Here is a 17,038-nt window from a genome sequence, read left to right as displayed (position 1 = left end):
GGCGTTCCCCTGCCCGGGACTCCGCCCCTCCCCGCGAACGGCATCCAGGACCCACCCATGACCGTCACGAACCGCATCACCCTGGCCGGCGCCCGCCTGGTCCTGCCCGGCGGCGTCGTCGACGGCGACCTCGACCTGACCGGGTCCACCGTCGTCCCCGGCTTCGTCGACCTGCACGTCCACGTGGCGCTGTCGTGCGAGCCGATGGTGAGGGCGACGGTGCCGGTCGAGCGACTGGTCCGGTGCGCCCACAGGTCGCCGGTCGGGGGACGGCCCGGGCGGCTCACGACCTCGAAGGGGCGGTGGCCGGCGGCGTCGAGCGCGTCGGCCGCCACCCGTACCGCGCCGGCTTCCACGCCCGGCTCCGCGGCGCGTCGTCGTCCGCCGCCGAGCGCGTGATCGAGGCGGATGCCCCGTGCGATCCACTCTCCCCGGCGGGCGGGAGCCCGATCCGCTCCAGGATCTCGGCCGCGACCTCCGTCCCGGGTGCGGTGATGCACCCCCAGGACCGCGCGACCGCCGAGGCCGTGGACCCGTCGTCCCTTCGCTGCTCCGGCACGGGCTCAGCCGGCTCCGGCGAGGTTCTTCTCGAACGCGGCGAGGTAGTTGGGCAGGTGGTGGTCCTTGATCGCGTCGGTCTCGGGGGCGAACATGTCCTGGCGGTAGCCCTTCACCCGGTCCTGCAGGCCGGCGATGAGCGGCATGGCCTCGTGGAGCTCTCCGTCGGCGTCGAAGTAGCGGAGCGCGTCGACGTGGGTGTAGGCGGGCTCGGGCGGGAGCCGCGGAACGATGTCGTTGTTGTTGACGAAGCGGTAGCAGCGGTCTCTGAAGGCCGCGTTGTGGGCGCCGGCGAGGAGGCGTTCGCAGGTGCGGGGCTGGCCGAAGGTGTAGACGCCGTCGGGGAGTCGGCGGGGCTCCTCGAAGTACCAGCGGGCGCCGGCCAGCATGGCGAGGGCGCCGCCGAGGCTGTGGCCGGTGAACCAGACGCTCTGCCCGTCGCTGCGCAGTTCCTGGACGGTGTCGCGGATCTGGGGGTAGACGGACTGCAGGGCCTGGTGGAAGCCGTAGTGGACGAAGCCCTTGTTCGCCGGCCCGGGGACGGGCGGGGTGTCGACGTCGGTGAGCCAGTCGTAGATCTTCAGGACCTCGGTGCCCCGGAAGCCGGTGACGATCATGCGGTCGCTGGCCATGGTGTAGGCCTGGGTGTCCTCGATCGGGAACGGCATCCGGTGTGTCGACTCGAAGTGGCGTACTTCGTCGAAACCCCAGGCGTGGGCCCGGTCCTCGATGCCGGCGCGGTCCAGCACGGCCAGTCCGGCGGCCCGCGCCATCCAGTAGGCGTGGGGGAGGGAGTAGCGGGTCGTCGAGTGGTCCAGGGCGGGGATGGCCATCGGTGTCCTCCGAAATGCGCCGGCGGGTCGTCCAGCACCGTAGTGCTGTGTGCGAACGAAGAGGAGCCGGCGGCACTCAAGGTCACCCGGACGGACGCGATCGCTGCGGAAACCGGAGCCGTCGGGGCTTGTGAGGACCCGATCGCCGTCGCTCGGCGGGTCGGGGATCAGGTGGCCGGCCTCTCTCCCTCCGGCGGGTGCCGTCGTCACCCTGCCGGGCCTGCCGGAAGGGTGACCCGGTGCGACCACCGGCCGGTACTTGCGGTGCCGGTGGCAGTCCTCCGGTCGCCGGAGGACTGCCGGGCCCCTACGGTCGTGTTCTGACACGGGCCCGTCGTCGCGGAAGGCCAGGATCAGGATGCGGTACTACCGGTGGATTCTTGAGACGCAGGACGACGGCGGCCGCTGGTCCCGGCAGGACGGTGCTCCCATGCCGGACCCCGTGGAATACGAAGGGCCGCCCCAGCAGGCGGCCAATCATCTGCGGGACGTGTTCGTCCGTACCCTCTCCAGGCCCGCGCCCGGCCCCCGGGCGATCAGGCTCCGGGTCTGGGAGGGCCGGCATACGGTCGGCGAGCCCCAGGCCGAGACCGAGTGGTCACGCGAGTAGCCGGACCGGCCGCGGCCGTCGGGTGTCAGGGAGAGGAGGCCCGGTCGGTCCGGTGAGCCGGCCCGTCGGGGGAGGGGCGCTACGCGGAGAGGGCGGCGCGCCGGGGTGCCCGGCGTCGGTCGGAGGAGCCCTGGTTGTCGCGGCCGGAGGTGGCCCGGGTGTTGCCGCCGGTGGTGGCGGGGCCGCCGCGGCCGCGGCGGCCCCGGCTGGTGGACGTGCTGCGGCGCGGCCGCTCGACGACGGGGTCGGGGATCACGACGGGCACGCCGGTGGGCACCCGGGCGCCGGTGATGCGGACGAGCTCCTCGTCACCGGCGGTGACCCTGGTGGTGACGGGGGTGATGCCGGCGGTGGTCATCATGCGGGCCATCGCGCGGCGCTGGTTGGGCAGGACGAGGGTGACGACGGTGCCGGACTCGCCGGCCCGGGCGGTGCGGCCGCCGCGGTGCAGGTAGTCCTTGTGGTCGCCCGGCGGGTCGAGGTTGACGACGAGGTCGAGGCCGTCGACGTGGATGCCGCGGGCGGCGACGTTGGTGGCGATCAGCGCGGTGACCTGGCCGGTGCGGAACTGTTCCAGGGTGCGGGTGCGCTGGGGCTGGGACTTGCCGCCGTGCAGGGCGGCGGCCTTGACCCCGTTCGCGAGCAGGTTCTCGACCAGGCCGTCCGCGCCGTGCTTGGTGTCGGTGAACATGATCACCCTGCCGTCACGCGAGGCGATGTGGGCGATCGTGGCGTTCTTGTCGTAGTTCTGCACCTGCAGCACGTGGTGCTCCATGGTGCTGACCGTCGCCGCGGACGGGTCCACGGAGTGGGTGACCGGGTCCTTCAGGAAGCGCCGCACCAGGCGGTCGACGTTGCGGTCCAGCGTGGCGGAGAACAGCAGGGTCTGGCCGCCTTCGGCGACCTGTTCGAGGAGTTCGGTGACCTGGGGCAGGAAACCCAGGTCGGCCATCTGGTCGGCCTCGTCGAGCACCGTGATGTCGACCCGGTCCAGCCGGCAGTCGCCGCGCTGGATCAGGTCCTTGAGCCGGCCGGGCGTGGCCACCACGACCTCCGCCCCGCGGTTCAGCGCCTGGGCCTGGCGGCCGATCGACGTCCCGCCCACCACGGTCGTCATCCGCAGCCGTACCGCGTGCGCGAAGGGGGTGAGGGCGTCGGTGACCTGCTGGGCGAGCTCGCGGGTGGGGACCAGCACCAGGGCCAGCGGCTGGCGGGGGTCGGCCTTCCGGCCGGCGGTGCGGGCCAGCACGGCGAGGCCGAACGCGATGGTCTTGCCGGAGCCGGTGCGGCCCCGGCCCAGGACGTCGCGTCCGGCCAGCGAGTTCGGGAGCGTCGCGGCCTGGATCGGGAACGGCGCGGTGACGCCCTGCCGGGTCAGCGTGGAGAGCAGGGCCTTGGGCATGTCCAGTTCGGCGAACGCCTCGACGGCCGGGAGTGCCGGGGTGGTGCTCACCGGCATCGCGAACTCGTGCTGGGCGGAGGAGCCCTGGCGGACGGTACGGCCGCCGGAGGGCCGGTCTCCGTAGAAGGAGCTGCCACCGGCGCGGGTTCCGTGGGCGCGGCTGGAACGGGAGTTGGCGTTCTGGTACGAGGAGCGAGTGGAGCGGTTCATGCGGGAGACCTTCCTCGGGGCGGCACGTCACGGGGAAGGCTCCGGGGCGCGGTGCGCCGACGGAGACCGCAAGGGAACGGGCCGAGAGCTGTGACGGGTGGGGCGTGGACGGGGCAACCGTGCGGCACGCCACCTGCGGTCGGCGCCCACCGGCATGGGCGGGAGCGAGGACCTCGAATTGAGATGTCACGGCAGGGGGGTGATTCGGACGCGGCGCTGTGCGTCTCGCGTGGGGGCGACCGCCGGTGGCGGTGCTTGTCAGGGGGCCCGATGGCCGGGGGCGCGCCCGGGGCAACGCCGAGGGGCCCGCACCGGGCATTGTGTACGCGGTGCGGGCCCCTCGCTGCTTGGCGGGTGCCGTGGCAGAAGAATTACAGCGGGCGAATGTTCTCGGCCTGCGGGCCCTTCTGGCCCTGAGTGACGTCGAACTCCACCTTCTGGCCCTCGAGCAGCTCACGGAAGCCGTTGGCGTTGATGTTCGAGTAGTGGGCGAACACGTCCGGGCCGCCACCCTCCTGCTCGATGAAGCCGAAGCCCTTTTCCGAGTTGAACCACTTCACGGTGCCATTAGCCATTAAAAATCTCCTTCAAGGGGCTTGCCGAAGCACGCACAGCGCGAGCTCCGAGTCGCCGCGATGAGCACCCACCCGGGGAAGAGCCGGGAAACAAAAATGCGCCTGCGTAATACATCAGCAGGCGCACACAAAGTTCATGGGAACCACTACTGCAACTGAAACGACTCTAGCAGGCCCGGGCGGGCAACGGGCGGATATTTCACCTCCGGTTTCGGGGCAGCCTCGTCCGGGGCCGCCGGTCCCGAGCGAGGCAGGGACCCAACAGGCTTTGAGGGCAAGATGGTTGGCATGACGAGCACGGTCCGTGGCGGCGCCTCCCACCGGGGTGAATCCTCTGGGCGCGCCGTGTCCGACCGCGCACCCCTGCGCCCTGGCGCACTCCGAACGGGACACGTCCCCGTCGGCGACCGCTTCACCCGCGACACGTACGGGGACCGGGCCGTGCCCTACCCTGGGAACCATGTCGAACCCTGATGGGCTGCTCGTCGACATCGCCGCGATGGTGGAGTCCGAGCACAGCAACCAGATGGCCTTGACCGTGGTGGTCCCCGGCGCGGTGATCACCGGCAGACTCGCACCGGTGGCCCTGTGGTGGGAACGGGTGGCGGAGGTCCTCCAGGCCTCGGATCACCTGAAGCCGTTCGCCGCCCTCTTCGCCCCGCCCGCGGACGGTCCGCCCGCACGGCCCACCCACCTCCACCTCCACCGGGCGAAGATCCTGCAGGGCGACTTCGCGCTGCCCCACACCGGCGGCATGTACCGCATCGCCATCGAGGACATCAGCAGTTGGACGATCGGGGACCTCAGCTATTCCGACACCTGACAGCCCCGGCAGGCCGAGTGGTCGCAGGGCTTTGCCTCCTACGCCCACATGCCTCCGTGCCCGCCGCCCCGGCACTGCGCCGGGGTGGCGGGCGGTCCGGCCACGGTGCCGCCGCTTGCTAGACGTGGAACGGGACGGTCGTGACGACGACCTTCGGCAGGGGGCGCAGTGCCCGCCGCAGCCGAGCGGCGAGTCGGTTGTGCAGGGGGCGGTGGCGCCAGTGCCGCACGACGATCTCCGGGAGGATGACGGTCAGGGTGAGGTCCGGGCGCTGGTGGTGCAGCGACTCGATGTAGTCGATCAGCGGTGCGACGATCGCGCGGTAGGGGGAGAGGACGATCTTCAGCGGTAGGTGGTCGCCCCACAGGTTCCAGTACTCGCGGAAGCGTTGGGCCTCGTCCGCGCTGGAGCTGATGTGGATCGCGAGGACGGGCTGCTGGAGCGAGGCGGCGTAGGCGAGGGCTCGCATGCCGGCCTGGTCCAGTGTGGCGACCGGCACGATCGACAGCGGGTGGATCTCCTCGGGGGTCTCCTCGCTCTCCGCTTCCGCCCCGGCCTCGACCGCCGCCGGGGGCCGGGCGGCTCGTGGCATGCCGGCCCCCGGGCCCGGCGGCGTGATGGTACGGCTGGGGACTTCGACGGTGTGGGGGTGCAAGGCGACTGCTGCACGGACCGTGTCGTAGTGGTGCCGGATCCTTGTCGTCACCAGGATGAACAGTCCCACCGTGAGCACGGCGAACCAGGCGCCCTCGGTGAACTTGGTGATGCCGGCGGTGACGAAGACGACCGCTGAGAGCAGGGCGCCGGTGGCGTTGAAGGCCAGGCTCTTGCGCCAGTGGCGGTCGCGCAGCCGCCACCAGTGCACGACCATGCCTGCCTGTGACAGCGTGAAGGCCAGGAAGACACCCACGGCGTAGAGCGGGATCAGCGGGCCGGTCCTGCCGCCGAACGCCGCGTAGATCGCCGCCGCCGCGGCGGAGAGCAGGATGATCCCGTTGCTGAACGCCAGGCGGTCGCCCAGTCGCAGGAAGATCCGTGGTGCCTGGTGGTCGCGGGCCAACAGGTACAGGACGCGGGGGAAGTCGTTGTAGGCGGTGTTGGCGGCGAGGAGCAGGATCGCGGCGGTGGCGGCCTGGGTGAAGACGTACAGGAAGCTCGACCCGAAGGTGCGATGGGCGAGCTGCGACAGGACCGTCTCCTGTGAGTTCGGGACGATGCCGTCGAGGTGGACCAGGGCGATCGTGCTCGCGAACAGCGCGACGAGCAGGCCGACCATCCAGGTCAGTGTCGTGCGGGCATTGCGCCACTCGGTCGGCTGGAAGGCGGGTACCGCGTTGGAGATCGCCTCGATACCGGTCATCGCCGTCGAGCCGGAGGCGAAGGCCCGCAGGACCAGGAGCAGGCCGACGCCCTCGGTCGCGGTCAACGGTGGTGTCGCCGTCGGGTGGAAACCGCGGTCGGCCGCATCGGACAGACCCACGACGACGAGTACGAGGACCGCGAGGACGAAGGCGTACGTCGGTGCGGCGAACAGCGCACCCGCCTGCCGCACGCCGCGAAGGTTCCCCGCGAGCAGCACGGCGATCACGACGACGCCGATCGGCACAATGTCGGGTTCGAGCGACGGGAGCGCCGAGGTGACCGCCGCCATCCCGGAGGCGATCGAGACCGCGACCGTGAGGATGTAGTCGGTCATCAGACCGGCAGCCGCCGCCAGCCCCGGAACGCGGCCCAGGTTGGCGGTGGCCACGATGTACGAACCACCGCCGTGCGGATAGGCGCGGATCGTCTGACGGTAGGACACCCCGACCGCAAGCATCAGGAACACGATCGTCACGGCGATCGGCACCGAGTACCGCAACCCGGCGCCACCGGCGAGGACGAGGACGGTCAGCATCGCCTCGGGCCCGTACGCGACCGAGGAGAGCGCGTCGGCGGAGAGCACCGGCAACGCCACAAGCTTGCGCATCCGCTCGTGCGCGATCGCGGTACTCCGCAGCGGAGCCCCGAGCACCACGTGCCGCACCCTGGAACCGACCCGGCCGAGCCGGGAAGTCCACAGGCCCTCGCCGGTCGCCTCGACCGCCGGCGGTTGCCCGCCAATCGCGGCGACCCGCACGAAACGACCGAAGCGGACCGGCAGGACCTCCGAAGGAGCGGGATAGCGACCGAGATCCGGATCCACCGGCAGCGCACGCCGCCAGGCCTGCGGATCCCCGGAAACCCGGCCCCATTCAAGTCCCACCCGGCTCAACACCCCGAGCTGCTCCGCGTCCAGCGCCGACAGCGGGGCGTCGGGGCTCGGCGCCCCGCCTTCCTGGGCACTGCCACTGTCGCCACGGCTTGTACTTGACACGGGACACAGTGTTACGCACGGCGCCCCCGGCCCGGCGCAAGGCACACCTCAAGCCGCCACACGCTCGGCAGGGCGTGCAAGGGGCTTCGTGCACGTCCCTGCGGTCATGGGATGCTGAGCCGGTCCTCGAAGAAGAGCGAGAACCGGTTCGGCGCGCGGCGGACGGGCGCCGCGGTGCTCAGCTGTCCAGGCGGCGCCGGCTGAGCCAGGCGACCATCTCGGGGTCCCGGTGGTCGAAGAACAGCGTCGTGCCGGTGTCGAGGGCGGCGACGGCGGACATCTGGTCGTCGGTGAGTGCGAAGTCGAAGACGTCGATGTTCTGCGCCATCCGGTCGGGGTTGACCGACTTGGGAATGGTGACGATGTCGCGCTGGATCAGCCAGCGGAGCACGACCTGCGCCACGGACTTGCCGTGCGCCTCGCCGATCCCGGCGAGGACGGGGTTGGTGAACAGGTCGTTCCTGCCTTCGGCGAAGCCTCCCCAGGCCTGGTGCCGGACGCCGTGCTCGCGCATGAGGGCGTGGTCGGCGGCGCGCTGGAAGAAGGGGTGGGTCTCGATCTGGTCGACCGCCGGGGTGATCTCGTTGTTGAGGACCAGGTCGAGGAGTCGGTCGGGGTGGAAGTTGGCGACGCCGATCGCTTTGGCCAGGCCCTCGCGGTTGACGGCCTCCATGGCGCGCCACTGGCCGTACACGTCGCCGTAGGGCTGGTGCATCAGGTACAGGTCGACGTGGTCCAGGCCGAGCCTGGCCAGGGACGTCTCGAAGGCGCGGCGGGTGTTGGCCTCGGCGGGGGCGTCCTGGACCCAGAGCTTGGTGGTGACGAACAGCTCCTGGCGGGGGATTCCGCTGTTCTTGATCGCGTGGCCGACGGCTTCCTCGTTGCCGTAGGCGGCGGCGGTGTCCAGCAGGCGGTAGCCGGCGGCGAGGGCCTCGGTGACGGCCTGCTCGGTCCGGTCCGCCGGGATCTGGTAGACGCCGAAGCCGAGGATCGGCATCCGGACGCCGTTGTTCAGGGTGACGTGCTGCACGGGGGCTCCTGGAGAGGACCGGATGGAAAGGGGGCGGTGGTAGGTCGGCCGGTGGCTTCGGTGATCGCCGCCAGGACGCCGGTGGAGCGCCGTCCGGCGGCCTGCTGCTCCGCCCGGGTGGCCGTCCCAGGGTCCGCGCACGTCGGTGCCGCGCCATGGTGGTTCGCACTCTATCCATGACTCGTGCGAAGCGCGCCCGCGCGTCGTTTCCACGCCGACGGAGGCGGAGCGAGCACGGGAACGGTCACCACGGACGGTGTCGGGCAGGGACTGCCCGACAAGGTCACCGGATCACCCCTCGGCCGGGGCGGCGCGCGAACCGAGGAGCTGTGCGACCGGATCGGCGCTGCCCGTGGCGCTCAGCTCCTGCACCAGCTCGCAGTTCCTGGCGATCCTGGCGGCGATCCACTCGCGCAGCCACGCGGACAGCTGGGGGAGCGGCAGGTCGGACGGGGCCAGCCCGGTGAGTACGCAGCCGGTCGCCGCCGCGCCGCCGACGTTGACGACCACGTCCGGCAGGACGGTGTGACCGGCCTCGCGCAGCAGCCGGCGGGCCGGCGCGGTGCAGCTCAGGTTCCCGCCCTCGACCACCAGGCGGGCCCGGACCGCGGGCACCGCCTCCTCGTCGACCGCGGAGGCGGAGGCCGCCAGCACCAGCACGTCGGCGTCGACGTGCAGCCACGCCTGCCCGGGGCCGTGGACCGTGGCCCGGTCGGGCAGCCGGTTCCGGTCGATCGTGCCGTCGCTGCTGGTGAGCGAGGCGAGTTCGGCGACGGGCAGTCCGCGCTGGTCCTCGACGGTGCCCCGGACGTCGGCCACGGCCACCACCCGGTGGCCGTGGGCGGCCAGGTGACCGGCCACCGCGCGCCCGACGGTGCCGAAGCCCTGGATCGCGATGCGCTGCGGTGGCCGCGCGCCGGAGGCCCGTAGAGCGCCGAGTACCGCGACGGCCACGCCGAACCCGGTGATGTCGGCCATGTGGTCCCACAGTTCGGCCCAGCCGACGGTGAGGCGGGTGGTGCCGGGGAGGCGGGTGACGTCGTACCCGGCGGCCTCGAAGGCCAGCCGCCGGTCGGCGTAGGTGGTGCCCTGGTCGCACCCCAGGTACACCCCGCCGTGCAGCAGCGGGGCCGCGGCGCGGCCGAACTCCCGCATCACCGCCTCCCGTTCGACGCCAGCGCCCGGGTCGGGGGCGATGCCGGCCTTGGCGCCACCGATGGGCAGGCCGACCAGCGCCAGCTTGTGGGTCATCGCCCTGGCGAGCCCGGTCAGCTCCTGCTCGGTCACCGTCCGGGTCATCCTGGTGCCGCCCATGGCGAGGCCGTCGACCATGGAGTCGACGACGACCCAGCCCCGGGCCCGGCACTCCGGTAGGTCCAGGGCGGTGGAGAGCACGGGCCCGGTCGCCCCGCGCGCACCGTGCGGTGCGAGCGCCGGGTTCACTGCGCACCGTCCTCCGGGACGGACCGCAGGCGCAGGCTGCGGGGGCGCATGTCGGTCCACACGCGGTCGATGTGCGCGAGGCATTCGTCCTTCGCGCCCTGTACGCCGACCTCGTGCCAGCCCGCCGGCGACTCGCGGTCGGCGGACCAGATCGAGTACTGCTCCTCGTCGTTGACGACGACCTTCCACTGCTCGGTTGCCGCGCTGGTCATGGCGTTACCTCCGGATGTCGCTGATGGGTGGGGGGTCCGCCGGGCGGCGGACGGGTGGAGCCGGTTCGGGGCCGGCGTCGGGACGGGTGCCGAGGCGGGCGTCGAGGCCGTCCAGCCATCCCGGCAGGCTGACGGTGCGCAGGAGGCCCGTCCCGACGAGCACACCGGCGAAGCCCTCCCCGAGCAGGCGGGCGGCGTCGTCGGGGCAGCGGATGGCCCCGGCACTCACCGGGCACCGGGTGCCGCTGTTCAGCACCGCGGGCAGGAGCGAGGAGCTCCGCCCGAGGTCGCCCGCGCCGCGTTCGCGGGTGGCGATGTCCTTGTTGTTCACCGCGACCACGCAGTCCTCGGCGCGTGGCACGCGGCTGATCTCCTCCTCGGTGGTGACCTCGACGAACGGCGTCAGGCCCAGGCGCAGGCCGAGGTCGACCAGGTGGCCCAGGGTGGCGCGGGGCAGCAGCGCGGCGGTGAGCAGGACCGCGGACGCGCCGCTCTCGCGGGCCTGGTGCAGTTGGCTCCGGCGGGTGATGAAGTCCTTCTGCAGCACGGGCAGGTCCGTCGCCTCCACGACCTCGCGCAGCAGGTCCGGGGTGCCGCCGAACCACCGCCCGGTCACCACGGACAGGCAGGGTGCGCCGACGTCCCGGTAGTCGGAGACCAGGCGGGCGGCCGACCTGTCACCGAACAGGTCGTTTCCTGCGGAGTCCTGCCGCTTGAGCTCCATGATCACCGGTCGGCGGGCGTCCAGCAGCGCCTCGATGAACTCGGCCGTCATCCTGGCACCCCGCTGCCGTCCGTCGCTCGCCAGCCGCGCCGCAGGGCCGTGACCCGGTCGCTGCTCAGCCGTCCGTCGGGGTCCCTGGCCGCCGTGTCCACGTCGATGCCCAGGAACAGGGGGTGGTCGACCACCCCCCGGTAGTCCTCCTGGTTGCCGGCCGTGATGCCGCCGGCCAGCAGGAAGGGGCGTGAGAGGCGGTCCGCGATCCCGAGGACGGCCGCGCGGTCCGCCGGTTGCCCGGTACTGCCGATCCGGCCGTCCCCGGCCACCGCGTCCAGCAGGAAGAGGTCCGTTCCCGCCCGCTCGTACGCCGCGATCAGGGACCGCTCCGCGCGGGTGTCGGTACCGAGGTGCAGCACCTTGACCACGGTGAGGTCCGTGGTGCTCTTCAGGGCGCGGACCAGGCCCGGCGGCTGGTAGCCGTGCAGTTGGACCCACGGCACCCGGGCCGCGTCCGTCGCCGCACGCAGCGCCCCGGCGTCGTTCAGGAAGGTCACGAGGACCGGACGCAGTCGCGCCGTTCGGTGCACGGAATCGGCCAGCGAAGTTAGTTGACGGAGCGTCAGATTCGTGCGACCCCCCGGTACGCCGTGCCACAGGCCGACCAGGTCGGCTCCGGCCCTGTCGAGCGAGGCCACGTCCCCGGCCGAGGCGGCTCCGCAGATCTTGACCAGCATCAGGCGTCACAGCCCCAACATGGCGGCGACGCGGTTGCGTTGGATCTCCGAGGTGCCCGAGTAGATCGGGCCGGCGACCGCGTCGCGCACGTCCTTCTCCAGCCCGTACTCGGCCAGGTACCCGCTGCCGCCGAAGATCTGCACGGCGGCCAGTGCGGAGGAGAGGTTGCTCTCGCTGGCGACGAGCTTGCTGACGGCGATGTCCCTCGTGACGTTCTCGCCCTCCGTCAGCCGAACCGCCGTGTCGTAGAGCCATTTCCGTGCGGTGTCCAGGCCGATGCCCATGTCCACGAGCTTGTGGGAGATCGACTGGTACGACCCGATCGGATGGCCGAACTGGACGCGCTCCTTGGCGTACTCGACGCAGCGGTCGAGCCGGTACCGCATCTGCCCGGTGTTGATGACGAAGGAGCAGAGGATCTCCCACTTCATCACGTGGTCCAGGACCAGGAACCCGGATCCGACCCGGCCGATCACGGCGGACGCCGGGACCCTGCAGTCGTCGAAGTGCAGTTCACCCAGCGGAGCGGTCCGCAGCCCCATGGTGGCGACGGGTGGCCCGACGACGAGCCCCGGGGTGTCCCGCTCCACGACGAAGGCGGTGATGCCGAGCGGGCCGCCGTTCGGGTGGGTGCGCGCGTAGACCACGAACACGTCGGCCACCGGGCCGTTGGTGATGAAGGACTTGCCGCCCCGCAGCACGAAGCCGTCGTCCTCGCGGGCGGCCGTGGTCCTCATCGCCAGCGCGTCGGAGCCGCTCTCGGTCTCGCTGATCGCGTGCGCCCCGATCGTCTCTCCCGAGCAGATCCCCGGCAGGTAACGCGCCTTGAGCTCCGGTGAGCCGAACCGTTGCAGCGGGACCCCGGCGCCGACCAGGTGGGTGGCGACCGAGAAGTTCAGTCCGCCGTCACGGCATCCGGTCCCGAGCTGTTCGAGCACGTGCATGGTGGTGAGCAGATCCTGGCCCAGCCCGCCCCACCGCTCGTCGAACGGCAGGCCGAGGATTCCGGACCTCCGGATCAGCTTCCACTTGTCCCACGGGAAGGCGCCTTCGGCATCCCCTTCGAGATGGCCCGAGCTGAGTTCCTCGCACCACTGGGCGATCCCCTCGCCCAGGGCGATCTGGTCGGCGTTCCACCTGATCATCTGTCGGTCCCGTCAGTCCTGTCGGTCCTGTTAGTACTCGGAGAAATCGGCTGAGTCCAGGTTGTGGCGTTCGTCGCCGCGCAGCGCGGGCGAGAACACGCAGACCAGGCGGAGGTCCTCGTCCTGGCTCGCGATCAGGAAGTGGGCGTCGTGCCGGTCGAGCGCGTACAGCGTGCCCGGCTCGATCGGGTGGGACGTGCCGTCGGCGTCCACGACCTCGCCCGTTCCCTCGATGCAGTAGCAGGCCTCCAGGTGGCGGCGGTACTCCAGCCTCGACTTGGTGCCGGCGCGGACGGTGGTGTCCGTCATCGTGTAGCCCAGGCCGTCGGATTCGAGAAGGAACCTGCGGCTGAGCCCGTTGCCCCAGTCCACGGTCTTCGCTTCGTCAAGGCGTCGGACGATCATCGGGTGTGCCTCCTAGTGGTTGGCTGAACACGGCGAAAGGGTGTGCACGAAGGTGTGGAACTCCTCGACCACGTCGGCCCCTTCGGCGAGGGCCTGTTCGATCCGGGCGACCCCGGCGCTGCCCACGACCGCGGCGTCGGCGCCGAGGTCGTGCAGCAGGGCGATGTCCGCCCCGGAGCGGACGCCGAAACCGACGGCGATCGGCACGGCGGTCGCCGTCCGCAGTTCGGTCAGCGCGGCGGCCAGCTCCCGGCGGTCGGCCGTGAGCCTGCCGCCGCTGCGGCCGTAGTGGGCCACCAGGTACAGGTACGCGGTGGCGCACTCGGCGGCCGCGGCCTTCACCTCGGCCGTCGACGCGGCGTAGCAGGTGGCGACCATGGGCAGCCCCGCCTCCCGCACCGCTTCGAGGCAGCCGGCCCGTAGCCGCGGTGGCAGGCCGTGGACCAGCAGCCCGTGGACGCCCGAGTCGGCGACCCGCCGCACGAAGCCGGGCACGGTCAGGTCCCTGACCGTGTGGCTCCAGTCGGCCAGCAGGGCCACCCGCAGGTGGCGCAGCCGGGGCAGGATCCCGCCGAGGAAGTCGAGCACCTCGTCGAGTCCGCCGCCGTCGGCCAGGGCCCGCTGCGCCGATCGGCGGATGACGGGCCCGTCGGTGACCGAGTGGGGAAAGGGCACCGCCAGCTCCAGGCAGTCCACCCGGCAGTCGTCGAGCATCCGCATGACGTCGGCCAGTACGGGCAGCGGCGGGTCTCCGGCGTTGAGGAACATCGCCAGGCCGGGCCGGTCCGGCGGCCGGTGTGCGAAGAACCCGCTCACCGCGCACGCGCCGTGGCCGCCGTGCGGCGCGCCGGTCGGGCACGGAGGCGCTCGACGAGCTCGCGGGCGGCGCCGCCGCGCAGGGCGTCATCGGCCGCCCCGATCGCCTCCGGCCACCCCTCGATCAGCCCGCTCGCGACGGCCAGCGCGGCGGCGTTCAGGCGGACGGTCCGCGTCGCGAGACCCGTCCCCTCCCCGGAGAGCACGCCGAGGAAGTGGTCGACCACGTCCTCGCCCCTTCCGGCCGGCCGCAGTCCGGCGATCGCGTCGGTCCCGGTCCCGGTCCCGGTCCCCGGAGCCTCGGCCGGCAGCCGGATGCCGTCGGTGCCGTCATTGGTGAGGACGACGTTGTCGACGGAACTGACGAGCTCGTCGATGCCCAGCTCGTTGGAGCACAGCCAGATCCTCCGGCCGGCGACGGTGGCGGCGACATCGCCCAGAGTCGGCACCAGCGAACGGTCCGAGACGCCGACGAGCTGGGCGGAGACCGGCACCGCGGCCAGGAAGGGGCCGACGGAGTTGATGAATCCGCCGATCATCCGCAGGTCCATCGGCACGATGCTCCGGGCCAGCAGCGCGACCTCCCGCGGATAGACGAAGTTCCCCGGAAACGCGATCCCGGAGCGTTCCAGCAGGTCCTCGGTCTGCTCGTACGAGGTGGTCCTTCCGATGCCGAGACGGTCGAGCAGATCGTGGGAGCCACAGCTGCTCGTATAGGCGCGGGACCCCGTCTTGACGATGCGCACGCCCAGGGCCGCGGCGACGAACGCCGCCGCGGTGGAGATGTTGAACGTGGCCGGCCCGCCTCCGGTGCCGACGATGTTGGCCGCGCCGTCCAGCCGCGCGGGGACGGCCGGCCGCCGCTCGTCCAGCGAGCGGAGCATCGCGACCAGCGTGTCCCGATCGGGCATCCGGGTGGACAGCGAGGACAGCAGCGCCACCGTCTCGCCGGACCGCAGCGCGCCGTCGCGCAGCTGGTCCCAGAAGGACCCCCACAGCTCCTGGTCGACGGTGCGGTCCCGATCGATCAGCGCTCGCAATACCTCGTGCATGACTAGTGGGAGTCCGTCCGGTGCGGCTGGGCCTCCTCGATGAACCTGCTGATCGAGGCGACGGAGCGGAAGCTGTCCGGGTCGAGGTCGAACTCCTCGACGCGCAGGTCGAAGCGGTCCTCCAGCCAGGCGATCGTCTTGAGCAGGCCGAGGCTGTCGATGACCCCGCCGTCCACGAGGTCGTAGTCGGAGTCCAGCTCGTGCGCGCCGACGTCCGGCAGGAACTCCTCGATGATGAACCGGGTGACTGTCGCGGCGTGCTTCACGTGGCCGTTCCTTCGCTGGACTGGGACTGGGACTGGAGTTGGGACGGGGAGCAGGTGCGCTCGATGGGCGTGCGGTCGATCTTTCCGGTGGACGTCCTGGGCAGCGGGTCGTCCACGATCAGCAGGGTCGAGGGGACCGCGGTGAGCGGAAGCCGTTGTGCGCAGTGCCGGCGCAGTGCCAGCGAGTTCAGCCGACTGTCCGGGGCGCGACGGACCACGCTCCGCAGCAGGCGGCCGGCCACCGGGTCGGGCACGGCCAGCACGGCCGCTTCGACCACGTCGGGATGGTCGAGCAGCACCTGTTCGACCTCATGGGTGTTGACCCGCACGCCGCGGACCTTGACCTGGTGGTCGTTCCGGCCTTCCAGGGTGATGCGGCCGTCCCGCTCGCGCCGCACGAGGTCGCCGCTGCGGAAGTAGCGCCGTGTCTCCCCTGCGTGGCGGTGGGTCGCGAACCGGTCGGCGTTCTGGTCCCGGTCCAGGTAGCCGGCGGTCTGGAACGGCGTCGCGACATGGAGCTCGCCGGTTCCCGGCCCGGTCACGATCCCGCCGTCGGCATCGACGATCACCGCGTGGACGCCGGGCAGCGGGCGCCCGATCGGCACCGGGCCGTCCGCCGGCTCGGTGCCGTCGACCTCGTGCAGGAAGCTGTCGTTGGTCTCGGTGCAGCCGTAGACGTTGTAGAGCCGCGCGCCGGTGAACAGACGCGGCAGTTCGGCCAGGCAGCGGGCGGGCAGGCTGTCACCGGTGAAGACGACGTGCTCGACCGTGTCGAGCCGCCGGCCGCTCGCCGCGGCCGCGTCGACCAGCAGCCGGTAGAACATCGGTACCGCCTGGACGAGTTGGACCTGGTGGCGGGAGACGAGGTCCAGCAGGTGGCCCGGGTGGGTGGCCCGGGCCGGATCGACCAGGACGACGCGGCCGCCGTACTTGAGCGTGGTCCAGATGTCCAGCAGGCACAGGTCGAAGGTGAGCGGGGCGTAGTTGAGGACCGTGGTCCCCCGACGGATGCCGAACCGCTCGCCGGCCCAGGTGGTGAAGCGGTCCACCGCCCCCGTACTCAGCGGCACGATCTTCGGCCGCCCGGTGGAACCGGAGGTGGTGAACATGAAGGAGATGTCGGCGGGCTCCGTATCGCGCGGCGCCCTCGGTTCCGCAGGCCGGTCCACGGTGCCCGGTCCGGGCGCCGGGGCGCTGTCCGGCGTCAGGACGTGCCGGATTCCGGCCCGCTCCACCAGCGCGTGGGACGTTCCCCCCTCCGGCGTGGGTGCCGGCAGCAGCAGAAAGCGCCGCCCTTCGAGCAGGCAGGCGAGCACCAGGGCGATCGTCGAGGGCGACTTGGCGGCCGGGATGCCGATCGGCTCGTTCTCGTCCGGGGCGAGCCGGCCGATCCGGACGCGCTCCCGCTCTGCCAGTCGGTGGAGTTCACCGTAGGTCGTCTCTTCTCCGCGCCACACCAACGCCGGATCACCGGGGTGGCCGGTGGCGTGCGAGACGAATGAACCCACCAGGCTCTGCTGCTGCGTCATGCCTTCTCCGAGTTCATGCAAACGAAGTGGGTTCATATTCAACGGATGAGTTCATGCAACGGGTTCACCGATCTCATTCGGAACAATGAGGGGGTCGGCACGAAAGGGGCTCACCCGGCCGTCCACCTGGTGAAGGAAGAATTATCACGTGGCGCCCGCCCACGGAAGTGGGTTGGTCGACCGGAGTCATGACGGCACGTCAGAGACGGTTTCGCGGCCGGTCGCGCCGATGCTAGCCGTCGAGCGTGTTCGATCTACATAAGGAATCCGGTGGACTGGCGTAAAGATTGTCTTGATGCCTGCAACCCCGTTTCCTG

Annotated in this window: 17 protein-coding genes; 2 read left to right on the top strand and 15 right to left on the bottom strand. The window is 71.6% G+C overall.

Features of this window, described 5'->3' with window-relative positions; all coding sequences use genetic code 11:
• Nucleotides 1-57 precede the first annotated feature (57 nt).
• Nucleotides 58-399: a hypothetical protein gene (locus tag ACWGKU_RS20075; RefSeq protein WP_452179128.1), complete on the top strand. Its 342-nt coding sequence runs from the start codon at nt 58-60 to the stop codon at nt 397-399.
• Nucleotides 400-563: 164 nt separating this feature from the next.
• Here the strand turns inward: ACWGKU_RS20075 and ACWGKU_RS20070 are convergent, their stop codons facing one another.
• From ACWGKU_RS20070 to ACWGKU_RS20060, 3 genes are all read right to left on the bottom strand, one after another.
• Entirely contained in the window at nt 564-1,391 is an 828-nt protein-coding gene (locus ACWGKU_RS20070) for a lipase family protein (protein ID WP_452179127.1), read from the bottom strand.
• Nucleotides 1,392-2,080: 689 nt separating this feature from the next.
• Nucleotides 2,081-3,613, bottom strand: coding sequence for a DEAD/DEAH box helicase (locus ACWGKU_RS20065; protein ID WP_452179126.1), 1,533 nt, complete (start codon nt 3,611-3,613; stop codon nt 2,081-2,083).
• A gap of 371 nt (nt 3,614-3,984) precedes the next feature.
• Complete coding sequence (locus ACWGKU_RS20060) at nt 3,985-4,188, bottom strand: cold-shock protein (protein WP_045694210.1); 204 nt, start codon at nt 4,186-4,188, stop codon at nt 3,985-3,987.
• Between the two features lie 460 nt (nt 4,189-4,648).
• Between ACWGKU_RS20060 and ACWGKU_RS20055 the strand changes: the two genes are divergently transcribed.
• Nucleotides 4,649-5,011 carry a hypothetical protein gene (locus tag ACWGKU_RS20055; protein WP_359908853.1) on the top strand — a complete coding sequence of 121 codons (363 nt, stop codon included), beginning with the start codon at nt 4,649-4,651 and terminating at the stop codon, nt 5,009-5,011.
• 118 nt (nt 5,012-5,129) lie between these two features.
• On the opposite strand, the gene ACWGKU_RS20050 is transcribed toward ACWGKU_RS20055, so the two are convergent.
• The 12 genes from ACWGKU_RS20050 to ACWGKU_RS19995 all read right to left on the bottom strand — a co-directional run bounded on the left by ACWGKU_RS20050 (nt 5,130) and on the right by ACWGKU_RS19995 (nt 16,721).
• Nucleotides 5,130-6,980, bottom strand: a complete 1,851-nt coding sequence (locus ACWGKU_RS20050; protein ID WP_452179132.1) for an APC family permease — start codon at nt 6,978-6,980, stop codon at nt 5,130-5,132.
• Nucleotides 6,981-7,545: 565 nt separating this feature from the next.
• Nucleotides 7,546-8,397, bottom strand: a complete 852-nt coding sequence (locus ACWGKU_RS20045) for an aldo/keto reductase (RefSeq protein WP_452179125.1) — start codon at nt 8,395-8,397, stop codon at nt 7,546-7,548.
• Nucleotides 8,398-8,688: 291 nt separating this feature from the next.
• A complete protein-coding gene (locus tag ACWGKU_RS20040) occupies nt 8,689-9,840 on the bottom strand; it encodes a Glu/Leu/Phe/Val dehydrogenase dimerization domain-containing protein (RefSeq protein WP_452179124.1) in 1,152 nt (383 codons plus the stop codon).
• Nucleotides 9,837-10,052 (bottom strand): MbtH family protein, encoded by a 216-nt coding sequence (locus ACWGKU_RS20035; RefSeq protein WP_401051022.1) that lies wholly within the window; start codon nt 10,050-10,052, stop codon nt 9,837-9,839. Before ACWGKU_RS20035 ends, ACWGKU_RS20040 begins: the two co-directional genes overlap by 4 nt.
• 4 nt (nt 10,053-10,056) lie before the next feature.
• On the bottom strand, nt 10,057-10,827 hold the full coding sequence (locus tag ACWGKU_RS20030) for an indole-3-glycerol-phosphate synthase (RefSeq protein ID WP_452179123.1): 771 nt from the start codon (nt 10,825-10,827) through the stop codon (nt 10,057-10,059).
• The gene (locus tag ACWGKU_RS20025) at nt 10,824-11,507 is read right to left on the bottom strand and encodes a phosphoribosylanthranilate isomerase (protein WP_452179122.1); all 684 of its coding nucleotides are present in this window, start codon (nt 11,505-11,507) and stop codon (nt 10,824-10,826) included. Before ACWGKU_RS20025 ends, ACWGKU_RS20030 begins: the two co-directional genes overlap by 4 nt.
• 6 nt (nt 11,508-11,513) lie before the next feature.
• The gene (locus tag ACWGKU_RS20020; RefSeq protein WP_452179121.1) at nt 11,514-12,653 is read right to left on the bottom strand and encodes an acyl-CoA dehydrogenase family protein; all 1,140 of its coding nucleotides are present in this window, start codon (nt 12,651-12,653) and stop codon (nt 11,514-11,516) included.
• Between the two features lie 30 nt (nt 12,654-12,683).
• Nucleotides 12,684-13,058, bottom strand: a complete 375-nt coding sequence (locus tag ACWGKU_RS20015) for an ectoine synthase (protein ID WP_380550362.1) — start codon at nt 13,056-13,058, stop codon at nt 12,684-12,686.
• Nucleotides 13,059-13,070: 12 nt separating this feature from the next.
• Nucleotides 13,071-13,874 carry a tryptophan synthase subunit alpha gene (gene trpA, locus ACWGKU_RS20010; RefSeq protein WP_401047662.1) on the bottom strand — a complete coding sequence of 268 codons (804 nt, stop codon included), beginning with the start codon at nt 13,872-13,874 and terminating at the stop codon, nt 13,071-13,073.
• Nucleotides 13,871-14,926, bottom strand: a complete 1,056-nt coding sequence (locus ACWGKU_RS20005) for an anthranilate phosphoribosyltransferase (RefSeq protein WP_452179120.1) — start codon at nt 14,924-14,926, stop codon at nt 13,871-13,873. Before ACWGKU_RS20005 ends, trpA begins: the two co-directional genes overlap by 4 nt.
• A 2-nt stretch (nt 14,927-14,928) precedes the next feature.
• The gene (locus ACWGKU_RS20000; protein ID WP_359908886.1) at nt 14,929-15,192 is read right to left on the bottom strand and encodes an acyl carrier protein; all 264 of its coding nucleotides are present in this window, start codon (nt 15,190-15,192) and stop codon (nt 14,929-14,931) included.
• Nucleotides 15,189-16,721, bottom strand: a complete 1,533-nt coding sequence (locus ACWGKU_RS19995; protein ID WP_452179119.1) for an AMP-binding protein — start codon at nt 16,719-16,721, stop codon at nt 15,189-15,191. The genes ACWGKU_RS20000 and ACWGKU_RS19995 overlap by 4 nt, the downstream gene beginning before the upstream one ends.
• Nucleotides 16,722-17,038: the final 317 nt, after the last annotated feature.

The organism is Kitasatospora sp. NPDC054768 (assembly GCF_053612025.1).
This window is presented reverse-complemented; position numbering and strand designations above follow the sequence as displayed.

What these genes read in the sequence shown, in the direction of transcription:
- ACWGKU_RS20025 (WP_452179122.1), bottom strand. Translation starts at nt 11,507, where the DNA reads ATGCTGGTCAAGATCTGCGGAGCCGCCTCGGCCGGGGACGTGGCCTCG.
- ACWGKU_RS20035 (WP_401051022.1), bottom strand. Translation starts at nt 10,052, where the DNA reads ATGACCAGCGCGGCAACCGAGCAGTGGAAGGTCGTCGTCAACGACGAG.
- ACWGKU_RS20020 (WP_452179121.1), bottom strand. Translation starts at nt 12,653, where the DNA reads ATGATCAGGTGGAACGCCGACCAGATCGCCCTGGGCGAGGGGATCGCC.
- ACWGKU_RS20050 (WP_452179132.1), bottom strand. Translation starts at nt 6,980, where the DNA reads ATGCGCAAGCTTGTGGCGTTGCCGGTGCTCTCCGCCGACGCGCTCTCC.
- ACWGKU_RS20015 (WP_380550362.1), bottom strand. Translation starts at nt 13,058, where the DNA reads ATGATCGTCCGACGCCTTGACGAAGCGAAGACCGTGGACTGGGGCAAC.
- ACWGKU_RS20030 (WP_452179123.1), bottom strand. Translation starts at nt 10,827, where the DNA reads ATGACGGCCGAGTTCATCGAGGCGCTGCTGGACGCCCGCCGACCGGTG.
- ACWGKU_RS20055 (WP_359908853.1), top strand. Translation starts at nt 4,649, where the DNA reads ATGTCGAACCCTGATGGGCTGCTCGTCGACATCGCCGCGATGGTGGAG.
- ACWGKU_RS19995 (WP_452179119.1), bottom strand. Translation starts at nt 16,721, where the DNA reads ATGACGCAGCAGCAGAGCCTGGTGGGTTCATTCGTCTCGCACGCCACC.
- ACWGKU_RS20070 (WP_452179127.1), bottom strand. Translation starts at nt 1,391, where the DNA reads ATGGCCATCCCCGCCCTGGACCACTCGACGACCCGCTACTCCCTCCCC.
- ACWGKU_RS20075 (WP_452179128.1), top strand. Translation starts at nt 58, where the DNA reads ATGACCGTCACGAACCGCATCACCCTGGCCGGCGCCCGCCTGGTCCTG.
- ACWGKU_RS20005 (WP_452179120.1), bottom strand. Translation starts at nt 14,926, where the DNA reads ATGCACGAGGTATTGCGAGCGCTGATCGATCGGGACCGCACCGTCGAC.
- ACWGKU_RS20060 (WP_045694210.1), bottom strand. Translation starts at nt 4,188, where the DNA reads ATGGCTAATGGCACCGTGAAGTGGTTCAACTCGGAAAAGGGCTTCGGC.
- ACWGKU_RS20065 (WP_452179126.1), bottom strand. Translation starts at nt 3,613, where the DNA reads ATGAACCGCTCCACTCGCTCCTCGTACCAGAACGCCAACTCCCGTTCC.